This window comes from Primorskyibacter aestuariivivens, from assembly GCF_028023675.1.
Lineage (GTDB): Bacteria > Pseudomonadota > Alphaproteobacteria > Rhodobacterales > Rhodobacteraceae > Marinovum > Marinovum aestuariivivens.
Genome location: NZ_JAQIOZ010000003.1, coordinates 329,636 through 341,293, shown reverse-complemented (window position 1 = coordinate 341,293; position 11,658 = coordinate 329,636). Strand labels below are relative to the sequence as shown.

Below are 11,658 nucleotides of genomic sequence, written 5' to 3'. Positions count from 1 at the left end.
GGGGATATTTAAAAAGCCAGAGAAACAGCGGACCTGACAGGGTCCACCCCCTGTTCCGACAGGACACAGGGGGCTTCTCCGGCTGCGGTCATCGGCGTCCCCGCCTGTACCGCATCGCCACGATGGCGCATTAACCTTAACGCTCGGTTATTTCTCTGGCTGACAAATATCCTCAGGGGGTTTGGGGGATGACATCCCCCAACGCCTGCGTGGCGTGAACGCAAACCGACCTGTGCGCCCGGCGGGCGCGCTTTTTCAAAACCAACCTGCCGTCAGTTCCGTTTGTAAAGCCGCATCTGTTTCTTCATCGCGTCATGCACTTCGCCGAAACTGGTGTAACCCAACTCCTTGAGCATCTGCATCATCTGCACGAACACCGTGCCGGTGGCCAAGGTGTCCCCCATGGCCGTATGACGGTCCTTTTCCGGGATCACCACGCCCAGCCGTTCACAAAGCGCGTCGAGCGTATGGACCTCGGTGATGCCAAAGATCACTGCCGAGAGCAGCACCGTATCCAGCACCGGGTTGTCGAACTCGCGCCCGATCAGGTCCGCGTGCTTGTGGAAAAACGCCATGTCAAACGGCGCGTTATGGGCCACCAGAACGGACCCCTGGGCAAAGTCATGCAGGTCCTTGCCCGCCACCTCGATGCCCGGCGCGCCCTTGACCATCGCCTCGGTGATGCCATGCACCTTGGTCGAGGCTTCGGGAATGTTGCGGCGTGGATCGACCAGAACGTCGAGCCGTTCCGCCTCCAGAAGCTTGCCGCCCACCACGCGCAGCGCGGCGATCTGCACGATCTCGTCGCCCTGGCTTGGCAAAAGCCCGGTGGTTTCCGTGTCGAAAACCACGTAGCTGAGATCCTCCAGCGGCGTATCGGCCAGCCGCGCCACGCGGGATTTTTCAAACAGCGAAAAATCATAGACCGCGCCGCGCAGGTCGTGATCGCCGCGTTCCTCTGTGCGCGGAAGCGGCAGGCAGATCGCGGCGCAGATGCCTTCGGATTCCGGCCAGATATCGGTGCTGTGGCGGGACAGCACATAGCGCCCGGTCAGTTCCGCCTGCCCCATCTCAAGCGGCTCCTCGAGCCAGCCCTCCAGCACGCCCAGCGGCAGCGGGTTGCCCTCCCATCCCAGCCGCATCAGCGCTTCGCCCTCGTCCCCTTCGACAAGGCTCAAGGCCACCTCTTCCAGATAACCGTTGTCTTTCAGCTTGCCCGCCAGATGCGCCATCAGCGACACGATCATGAAGCCGTCACAGGCCACGGAAAGCGGCGCATGTTCGGCGGTGAATTTCACACCGTCCCCGCGCAGCCGCGCGCGCAAAGAGTCCAGCAAATCGCGCGAAGAGATATCAGCGACCGGCCACCAGCTTGCGGTGGTGTCGTTGTAGCGCTGGCCGAACCGGTCCACGGCGCGGGCCATGTCGCGGGTTTCCTGCAACAGCGCCTGTTCCACGGGATCGTCGGACGCCTCGCGCAGGCTGACCAATGTGTCGAGATTGGCGGCCTTGCGACGCATCCCGTCGACCATGTCACTGAGCAGCGCCTCGCGTTCGGCATGCAGCCCGATATCGGCGGTCACGTCGCGCAAGGTCAGCGCATAGCCGCCGCCGCGTTCATTACCCTGCGGCACAAGCCGCATGGTGGCGGTGAACATGGCCGTGCCGTCCGGTGTCGAGCACAGAAACTGGGTCTCTGTGTGCTGCGACCCTTCCAGCGTGAGCCGTTCGTAAGCGTGCAGGAGCGGCCCCTCGCGCAGACAACCGGTGACGGGCTGGTTCAGACGGGGCGCGTTGCCCTCTTGCAGGAGATTGCGGGCCACCGAGTTGTAAAAGACCACGTTATGGTCGCGGGAACAGAGCAGGATACCGGCATTCACATCCGCCAAAAGCGTTTCAAGCCGCTCTTTCTCTTCCGCGAGCCGGGTGGTTTCGCGCTGGATGGCAAGGGTCAGGTCGCTGCGCGTCTGGCTGAGCTTCTCGGCAATGGAAGCGGCGGCAGGGGCCAGATCGCCAAGGTATTTGGTCTGTTCTTCGTTCAGCGGCTTGGCCTCGTTCGACTGGGCCAGCACGCGCATCTGCGCCGCCAGCGCCTGCATCGGTCGCGCGAGGTTTTCGTCGAACAGACGCCAGATCCACGTCACCAGCCCCAGAACCGCAAAGCCCGCCACCGCACCGCCCAGCACGAAAGGACCCAGGTCCGGTTGCCCTTCGGCCCGGGAATAGCCCAGCCACAGCCCCGCCCCGATCAGCGCCAAAGACGCCAGACCCAGCAACGCGAAAAACAAAAACACACGCAGACGCAGCGACCAGCCAGCAAACATGGTTAACTCTCCCTAGGCTTGGACAACATCTCGGAAACGCGGGCCTGTAATTCCGCGGTCTCGAAGGGTTTCGACATGAACCCGTCCGCACCCAGCGCCAGCGCCTTGCGCCGCTCCACATCCGCGCCGCGCGCGGTCAGCACCAGCACCCTTGTGCCGTCCAGCGCCGGGGTCTGGCGGATATGCTGGCAGATCTCGTAGCCCGACACTTCGGGCAGGGTCACATCCAGCAACACCAGATCGGGGGCCATGTCGGCCACCGCATCCCGCGCCTCGCGGCCGTTTTCGATATGGGTGACGTCATGGCCCATGCGCTGCATCAGGAATGTCAGGGCAAGGGCGATATTCACCTCGTCTTCGACCAGCAGAATACGGGCTGGTTTGGTCTCCTCCGTCATAGGCTCCCCTCCTCCTCAGGGGTGGTCTGTGTCAACCGCAGACCGCTTTCGTCAGCGGGTCATCCGGGCTCAGCGCCTCCCAACGGTCGCTTTGCATCGTGCCGTCTTCGGCATAGGTCACGTCCGAGAGCCGCGCCTGTGCCGGGCGGTCGCAATCCACCGCAATCTTAAGCGCATGGGACGCGCGCCAGCGCTCCATCAGGTAGATATCGGCGATGCGTTGTTGGGGCACATCCTCATTGCGCTGGACCGATCCGGTATCCACCGCGATGAACCGGTTCACGAAGGGCTGGATATAGGTCCAGGGACGGTACCAGGCCTTGCTTTCATGGGTGGCCACCACCACGACGCCCTCGGGCAATTGCGCCTCGGAGCGGGGGTACCAATTGTATTCATTGAGAATGGAAAACCCGATCATCGCCACGGCGGCCCCCGCCAGAACCAGTGATTTCGGGAACATCCCGCGCGTGATCCAGCTGAGCAGATAGGCGATACCGCCGCCTGCGAAACCGGCAAAAACTGTGGCGAGAAGTTCATAGAACATGAGTGATTATCCCAATGTGCCCCGGCCCTGGCCGATGGCGGATTGCATGGTGCGCACGACAACGAAAGCATCGCGCAGATGGCCGCGTTCGAAATCCGACAGCGAGGTCGGGGCCATGAAGTTGTCGGGCTTTTGCCCGTGCTTGATCTGGTGGGCCTGATGTTCCAGCCGAGTATGCGCGATCAGGTCATAGGCGTCGATCAGGTCCTTGGCCCCTGTTTCGGAAATCACGCCCCGGTCCCGCGCAGCCAGAAGACGCGCGCGTGTGTTTGCGGGCTCCAGCCGACCCTGCAACGCATAGATGCGGCCCAGATCGACCACCGGCACAACGCCGTTATGCTTGAGGTCGATGGTGTTTTTATGCTCGCCCGAGCGGAATGTCGCAAAGCCTCTGAGCAGGCTCAAGGGGGGCACATGTTTGAGCGAGTTGGACACCATGTGACCGACAAAGATCGAATTGCGCGACGCCATGGCCAGCGTCTCGGCCTGTAGCCCGGTGAAAAGGTCGTCATCGCCCGAGATCGGGCGCAGGTCGAACATGACCGAGGCCAACATCTGCGCCTCGTTATCCGGCTTGGCCACCCAGCCCGAGAAATAATCCCGCCAGACGCGCAGCGGCTGCCGCCAGCGCGGGTTCGTAGCCATCATGTCGCCGGGGCAATAGAAATAGCCACAGGCATCCAGCCCATCCGAGACGAATTTCGCCAGCGCGGCGAAATAGGTGTCATGTTCGGGGCGGAAATCATCATGCAGGAACAGGCAATTGTCCTGATCGCTCACACCGGTCTGTTCGCGCCGCCCCTGAGAGCCGCAGGCCAGCCAGAGATACGGCACCGGCGGCGCGCCCAGCTCATCCTCGGCCATCTTCAGCAAGCGTCGGGTGACGGCGTCTCCGATATCGGTGATCAACCGGGTCACCACGTCATGGGGTTTGCCCGTGGCCACAAGCTGCGCCAGCACCTGCGGGATGAGCTTGGTATAGCCGGTCAGTTCCTCAACCGTCTCGGCATGGGCGATGTCGCCGATGACCACGGCAGAGCTGATCGCCTGATGCCGGGTCAGGTCGGTCTGGGTCACGATACCTTTGAAGCGTCCGCTATCGGTGATCGGCACATGGCCGATCTTGCGTTCCAGCATCATCTGCAGCACGTCCGAGCCAAGGTCGTTGGGACCAAGGGAATGCGGATCGCGGGTCATGACCTGTGACACAGGCGTCTCGCCCGGCAGACCCTCGGCCAGAACCTTGGTCGTGAAATCGCGGGTGGTCAGGATACCGGCCAGCCGCGTGTCTTCGACCACCCCGATGGACGACACCCGCGCATCGCGCAGCATGGCGGCGGCGGCCTGCACCGATGTTTCGGGCGGGCAGGACAAGGGATTGGGGGCCATCAGGTCAGAGACGCGCATTTCCGCCAGATCGGCGGTGCCGGCACGTTTGGGGCGGGCGCGGTCAAAGTAGCGGGCAAAGGCGCGTTCCTTGTCCATCAACCGCTCAAACACGTCTGCGGGCAGCAGCAGCAGCTTGCTTTCGGTCCTGGCGCGCGCGGCTGTGACGGAACGGCCCTCGCGCAGCAGCCCGCGTTCACCGAAGGAATTGCGCGGCCCCAGCGCCGAGACCTGCACGCCGTTGGGATCGGTGATCGCCACCTCGCCCGAGACGATCAGGTAAAGCCCGGCCAGTTGCTCATCGAGATCGTAGATCGGCTCACCGGCGGGAAAATTCAGGATCTGGAAACCGTCCAGTACGGTGTCGAGCGTGTCTTCGGACAGGCTGTCATAGGGGTGCACCGATTGCAGGAAACTGCGAATGCCGGTCAGATCATGTCCCATCAGGGCCTCGTGTAATCATTTGAAACTTGTGGCACTTTTCGCGGTTTGCACGCTGCGTTGTCCTTGCTCTGGATCAAGCCGGACAAGAAAACTGAAACGGCGCGCGGGGGATGTCCCCGCGCGCCGAAAAACCCGGCCCGATGTGGTGATCACACCGGGCCGCATCATGTCTTAGTGGCCTTCGACGGCAGCACCGGCACCTTTGGGGATGCGGACGCTTTCGACCAGGTCCTGGATTTCCTGCGGAACCGGAGCGGTTGCTTTCGACACGAAGTAAGCCGTGATGAAGTTCAGCAGCGCGCCAACGGCACCGAAGGAGGTGGATTTGATCGTGCCAAGCAGCGGATCAGCATCGGTGAAGCTGTTTGTATCCGGGATGAACAACCAACCTTTGTGCAGGAAGATGTAGACCAAGGTGACAACCAGACCGACAAGCATACCAGCGACCGCACCTTTGTTGTTGATGGTCTTCGAGAAGATACCCATCATCAGCGCCGGGAAGATCGAGGCAGCGGCAAGACCAAAGGCCAGAGCCACGGTTTGCGCCGCAAAGCCCGGAGGATTGAGACCCAGATAGGTGGCCACAGCAATGGCAACCGCCATTGAAATCCGTGCGGACAGCAGTTCGTTCTTCTCAGACATGTTCGGTGTCAGCTGACCTTTGAGAAGGTCGTGGGACACAGCCGAGGAGATCGCGAGCAGCAGACCAGCCGCGGTCGACAGAGCAGCCGCAAGACCACCCGCAGCGACCAGACCGATGACCCAACCCGGCAGGTTGGCAATCTCGGGGTTGGCCAGAACGAGGATGTCGCGGTTGAAGTTGGTCAGCTCGTTGCCTTCCCAGCCATTGGCTGCCGCTTTTTCCTGCATCTCTGCATTGGCGTCGTTGTAGTACTGGATCTTGCCGTCGCCGTTCTTGTCTTCCCAGCCAAGCAGGCCGGTTTTCTGCCAGGTGCCCATCCACTTATAGGCTTCATCGTTTTCGATGGTTTCGACAGACACGGCTTCGCCGGAGGTGCCATTCGGCCAGAACTGTTCGGTGATGTTCAGACGGGCCATTGCGCCAACCGCAGGTGCGGTGAGGTACAGCAGCGCGATGAAGATCAGCGTCCAGCCAGCGGACCAACGGGCGTCGGACACTTTGGGAACGGTGAAGAAGCGCATGATCACGTGCGGCAGACCGGCAGTACCGATCATCAGCGACAGGGTGAACAGCACCATGTTCAGCGTATCCGCGTGGTGTGCGGTATACTCGTTGAAGCCCAGTTCGCGCACGATCTGGTCCAGCTTGGCCAGAAGCGGCTCACCGGAAGCAACGTGGTCACCAAACAGGCCTAGGGCCGGGATCGGGTTGCCGGTCAGCTGCAGCGAGATGAAGATGGCCGGAATGGTGTAGGCCATGATCAGAACGCAGTACTGAGCCACCTGGGTGTAGGTCACACCCTTCATGCCGCCGAACACGGCGTAGGCGAACACAACGCCGGCGCCGATGAACAGGCCGGTTTCGTTCGACACTTCGAGGAAGCGGCCAAAGGCCACGCCAACGCCGGTCATCTGACCGATCACGTAGGTCACCGACGCCACGATCAGACAGATCACCGCCACCAAACGTGCAGTGGGGCTGTAGAAACGGTCGCCGATGAATTCCGAAACGGTGAACTTGCCGAACTTACGCAGGTAAGGAGCAAGCAGCAGCGCCAGAAGCACGTAACCACCGGTCCAACCCATCAGGAAGGTCGAGTTGTCGTAGCCGGTAAAGGCGATGAGGCCCGCCATCGAGATGAACGATGCAGCCGACATCCAGTCAGCAGCCGTCGCCATACCGTTGGTGACCGGGTGAACGCCGCGACCGGCGGCGTAGAATTCCGATGTGGAGCCCGCGCGGGCCCAGATCGCGATGCCGATGTAAAGCGCAAAGGACGCGCCCACAAACAGCAGGTTAATGGTAAACTGGTCCATCAGTCATGTGCTCCCAATTACTCTTCAACGCCGTGTTCGGCGTCGAGTTTGTTCATCCGCCAGGCGTAGAAAAAGATCAGCGCCAGAAAGACCAGAATCGAGCCTTGCTGGGCAAACCAGAAGCCCAGGTCCGTGCCACCGACTGCGATGCCCGAAAGCATCGGGCGCAGCAGGATGCCGAACCCAAAGGACACAAGTGCCCAAATCACCAGACAGATCTGGATCAGGCGAATATTCGCCGACCAGTAGCTGTTGTTATCAGAGTTTTCCGACATAGCGGTTCTCCCCTCGTTTCACTCTCTTGCGTCCAGACCCTCATGATCAGGACGCACCTTCCCTGACCGTGGGGCGCTGGCATGCGTCCCACGGGCTCCAACGCGTTGCCGGTTGGAATGTCGTGCGCGTCCGGCCCTATTGAGCCTTGGCGACGATCTCTCCCAGCGCGCTGGCAATGGCGTCGATATCGCCCATTGCATCCACGCGCTGCAAAACGCCCTTGCCATCGTAGTACGCGATGAGCGGGGCGGTCTGTGCGTGATACGCCTCAAGCCGCGAGGCGACCGTTTCGGCGTTATCGTCTGCCCGGCGTTTCATCTCGGTGCCGCCGCACTTGTCGCACACGCCGTCCTTGGCCGGAGCCTTGAACGTGTCGTGGTAGCCTTCGCCACAATTGCCACAGGTGAAACGACCCGAAATCCGGGTCACCATTGCCGCGTCTTCCACGTCAAGGGAAATCGCGGCATTGATTTTCTGGCCGCTCTCTTCGAGCAGCGTGTCCAGCGCTTCGGCCTGCACGGTCGTGCGCGGGAAACCGTCAAGGATCACACCCTTGGCGCAATCGGCCTCAGTCAGGCGGTCGCGCAGGATGGCGATGACGATGTCGTCAGACACCAGATCACCGGCTTCCATCACGGCCTTGGCGCGTTTACCGGCCTCGGTGCCCGCCGCAACAGCTGCGCGCAGCAGGTCCCCGGTGGACAGCTGGACCAGCCCGAATTTGTCTTCGAGCATGCGGGCCTGGGTGCCCTTCCCGGCGCCCGGAGGGCCGAGAAGGATCAGAACGGCGGGGCTTGTCATGGTCGTTGCTCCGTCCATGTCTCTCAGGCCCGGTTCATGCGGTTTTCGATGAGATCATCGACAACCGACGGATCAGCAAGGGTCGAGGTGTCGCCCAGCGCGCCATAGTCGTTCTCGGCGATCTTGCGCAGGATGCGGCGCATGATCTTGCCCGAGCGGGTTTTCGGCAGGCCCGGGGCCCACTGGATCAGGTCGGGCGATGCGATCGGACCGATTTCCTGACGTACCCAGGTGCGCAGCTCCTTAGTCAGCTCATCCGAGGGCTCTTCGCCCGCCATCAGGGTGACGTAGCAATAGATGCCCTGGCCCTTGATTTCGTGCGGGTAGCCCACAACAGCGGCCTCGGCGACCTTGGGATGCGCCACCAGTGCGCTTTCCACTTCCGCGGTGCCCATACGGTGACCGGAGACGTTGATCACATCGTCCACACGGCCGGTGATCCAGTATTCGCCATCCGCGTCGCGCTTACAGCCGTCGCCGGAGAAGTAGTAGTTCTTGTAATCCGAGAAATAGGTCTTCTCGAAACGCTCGTGGTCGCCCCAGACGGTGCGCATCTGGCCCGGCCAGCTGTCGGCGATAACCAGAACACCCTCGACATCGTCGCCTTCGATCACTTCGCCCGATGCGGGCTCCAGAACCAGCGGCTGGATGCCAAAGAACGGACGCTGGGCCGCGCCGGGCTTGAGCTTGTGGGCGCCGGGCAGCGGGGTCATCATGTGGCCGCCGGTCTCGGTCTGCCACCATGTGTCGACGATCGGGCAGTTGCCCTTGCCAACCACGTCATTGTACCAGTTCCAGGCCTCGGGGTTGATCGGCTCACCCACGGTGCCAAGGATACGCAGCGAAGACAGGTCGCATTTCTCGACATACTCGGTGCCCTGCCCCATCAGCGCACGGATTGCGGTCGGGGCGGTGTAGAACTGGTTCACTTTGTGCTTTTCGCAGACCTGCCAGAAGCGCGAGGCATCCGGGTAGGTCGGCACGCCTTCAAACATCAGCGTGGTGCCGCCATTGGCCAGCGGGCCGTAGACGATATAGGAGTGGCCGGTGACCCAGCCCACGTCAGCGGTACACCAGTAGACGTCGCCATCATGGTAATCAAACACCAGCTCGTGGGTCATCGCCGCATAGACGAGATAGCCGCCCGAGCAGTGTACAACGCCCTTGGGCTGGCCGGTGGAGCCCGAGGTGTAGAGAATGAACAGCGGATCCTCGGCGTTCACCTCTTCGGGGGCGCATTCTTCGGAAGCTTTCACAGCCAGCGCGTTGTAATCGTAATCGCGGGCGTCGTTCCAGGCGACATCGCCATGGGTGCGGCGCACGACAAGAGCCTTGACGTCGTCGCCACAGCCTTCCAGCGCCTTGTCGGCATTGGCCTTGAGCGCGGTTTTACGGCCGCCACGCGGCGCTTCGTCAGCGGTGATCACGACCTTGGCGCCGCAACCGTTGATCCGGGCCGCCAGAGCGTCGGGCGAGAAACCGGCGAAAACGATGGAGTGAATGGCGCCGATACGGGCACAGGCCAGCATGGCATAGGCCGCTTCGGGGATCATCGGCAGGTAGATGATGACGCGGTCGCCTTTTCCGACGCCCATGTCCTTGAGGATGTTGGCCATCCGGTTGGTGCGGCGCGACAGCTCATCATAGGTGATGTGCAGCGTCTCTTCACCCGGCTCATCCGGTTCCCAGATGATCGCGGTCTGGTCGCCGCGGGTTTCGAGGTGGCGGTCGATACAGTTGGCGGAGACGTTCAGGGTGCCATCGTAAAACCACTTGATGTGGATGTCGCCGGGAGCAAAGCTGACATCTTTTACCTTGGTATAGGGCTTGATCCAGTCGATCCGCTTGCCATGTTCACCCCAGAAGGCTTCGGGGTCGTTCACGGATTGCGCGTACATCTCGTCGTATTTGGCGGCGTCGATGTGGTACTGGCGGGTGGTTTGGTCGTTGGGCATGAAGCTCCCCCTTTTCCTCGCGATATTCTCCGAACCGACGGCACTCCTCCGCCTGAATTGGTTCAGTCTCGAGGCAGACTTTATACTTGCTGCCTTGAAAATACCGCTGGACGCCCTGACGCAGGGTGTGGTTCTGTAAAGAAATCCACAAAACTGAGTGAAAAGTTGTAAATTTCCCCCTGAATTTAAAGAATATCTGTTTTTTATCAGCGCATTACCCATTGACTACCCAGAACTACTGATAGCGCTACAGGTAAATTTTTGCGGTCCGAAACCTGAAACCGAGCCGATTTCTGCGCTGCGACATATTCGCTGCCCTTAGGGAAACTTACAGAAATCTGGGCGGAATCGGCACGTGGGGCGTGCGGCGTGCAATCACAGAGTCTTTTGTGATCACGTCCTGAAAATCGGCGCGCAAAACCCGATAATCGCCCTGCCCGCAAAGACTCCACGGATCAAAGCGCCCTGCGCACCGTGAAATCCGGCGGAACAGGCCCAAAAACAGGCTTATTTGTGATCACATCCTCAGTGCGCCTTGCGCTTTTTCAGCACGCTGCGCACCTCGTCAACATGCGTTGTGCTGACCGGAAGCTCCCGACCATCGGAAAGGACCACGCGCATTTTGGCCCCGTGACGCCGGATCTCGCGCAGATGGGACACAAGCGCGAAATGCGAACGGTGAAGCTGTACGCCTTCCGCGTCGCTCAACTCCTCCATGGCGTCCGCCAGCCGGATCAGCACCATATGCGTGCCGAGCGTGGTCGTCACCTCGGCATAGTGATCCTGCATCGAGATCGAAATGATGTCGTCACCCAGCTCCGGCGGCAGGCGTTTGTGAAACCGGGTACAGATGAGCTGCGGCGTGTCGTCGGATGTACGACCCCAATCCAGAAACTCGACCGCACCTACGATCCAGCCAATCGCCGTCACCTGCGCCCAGATCACTGGCAGTGTATCGGCCGATATGAGCGGCGGCAGGAAGACACCATGCACAAAGATCACCACCGCCGCGCCCGGCAGCCCGGCCAGCACCGCGCCGACGCCAAGCCGTGCAATCGGAGGCAATGCGGCCAGCCAGTGCGCCTTGAGCGAGGTGGTCAGGATCACATGCATGAAAAAGCCGACCCCGGAAAATACGATCACCCAATAGACCAGCCGCTCCGCAAACCCCAGACTTTCATATGTCCCGAACGGCCCCAGAACCGCGAGCAGGATCACCCCGGCGAAGAACACCAGAATCTTCCGGTCCCACTGAACAGGGTCGAAAATTTGACGCATCGTGAAACTTGCTCCCCCGCCATTTCACGAAATTCAGGCATTGTTAACGAAAACCAGTTTGCGCGCGGAGGTAGACTCAAGTCAATCTCACATCACGTCACAAGTATTCTGGGGGCGTGTCATATTTCAGCTCGCATTTGGGCTATGCCCGATCACCAGAGCGCTGCCGGGTCCCCCGGTGCATTTGAAAAAAATGGCTGGCAATGGTCGGGCTGAGTGATCCGGTCTTTGCCAGCCTTTTTTGTCCTCACCGCCGCTGTTTCCCGGGTGATTTGGCCAATCGCCACACCCTC

The 11,658-nt window shown here is 61.1% G+C and carries 9 protein-coding genes; all 9 read right to left on the bottom strand.

What is annotated here, in order from left to right; translation table 11 throughout:
• Positions 1-272 precede the first annotated feature (272 nt).
• The 9 genes from PGB28_RS03720 to PGB28_RS03680 all read right to left on the bottom strand — a co-directional run bounded on the left by PGB28_RS03720 (position 273) and on the right by PGB28_RS03680 (position 11,365).
• Positions 273-2,324 carry a 3'-5' exonuclease gene (locus tag PGB28_RS03720; RefSeq protein WP_271420137.1) on the bottom strand — a complete coding sequence of 684 codons (2,052 nt, stop codon included), beginning with the start codon at positions 2,322-2,324 and terminating at the stop codon, positions 273-275.
• A 2-nt stretch (positions 2,325-2,326) separates the two neighbouring features.
• Positions 2,327-2,722 (bottom strand): response regulator transcription factor, encoded by a 396-nt coding sequence (locus tag PGB28_RS03715; protein WP_271420136.1) that lies wholly within the window; start codon positions 2,720-2,722, stop codon positions 2,327-2,329.
• A gap of 31 nt (positions 2,723-2,753) precedes the next feature.
• Positions 2,754-3,266: a hypothetical protein gene (locus tag PGB28_RS03710; RefSeq protein ID WP_271420135.1), complete on the bottom strand. Its 513-nt coding sequence runs from the start codon at positions 3,264-3,266 to the stop codon at positions 2,754-2,756.
• A gap of 6 nt (positions 3,267-3,272) precedes the next feature.
• Positions 3,273-5,096, bottom strand: a complete 1,824-nt coding sequence (locus PGB28_RS03705; protein WP_271420134.1) for a DUF294 nucleotidyltransferase-like domain-containing protein — start codon at positions 5,094-5,096, stop codon at positions 3,273-3,275.
• A 171-nt stretch (positions 5,097-5,267) separates the two neighbouring features.
• The gene (locus tag PGB28_RS03700) at positions 5,268-7,055 is read right to left on the bottom strand and encodes a sodium:solute symporter family protein (protein ID WP_271420133.1); all 1,788 of its coding nucleotides are present in this window, start codon (positions 7,053-7,055) and stop codon (positions 5,268-5,270) included.
• A gap of 17 nt (positions 7,056-7,072) precedes the next feature.
• A complete protein-coding gene (locus tag PGB28_RS03695) occupies positions 7,073-7,330 on the bottom strand; it encodes a DUF4212 domain-containing protein (protein WP_271420132.1) in 258 nt (85 codons plus the stop codon).
• A gap of 136 nt (positions 7,331-7,466) precedes the next feature.
• Positions 7,467-8,150 carry an adenylate kinase gene (locus PGB28_RS03690; protein WP_271420131.1) on the bottom strand — a complete coding sequence of 228 codons (684 nt, stop codon included), beginning with the start codon at positions 8,148-8,150 and terminating at the stop codon, positions 7,467-7,469.
• Positions 8,151-8,155: 5 nt separating this feature from the next.
• Positions 8,156-10,309, bottom strand: a complete 2,154-nt coding sequence (acs, locus tag PGB28_RS03685) for an acetate--CoA ligase (protein ID WP_271420130.1) — start codon at positions 10,307-10,309, stop codon at positions 8,156-8,158.
• Positions 10,310-10,612: 303 nt separating this feature from the next.
• Positions 10,613-11,365, bottom strand: coding sequence for a LytTR family DNA-binding domain-containing protein (locus PGB28_RS03680; RefSeq protein ID WP_271420129.1), 753 nt, complete (start codon positions 11,363-11,365; stop codon positions 10,613-10,615).
• Between the last annotated feature and the right edge of the window lie 293 nt (positions 11,366-11,658).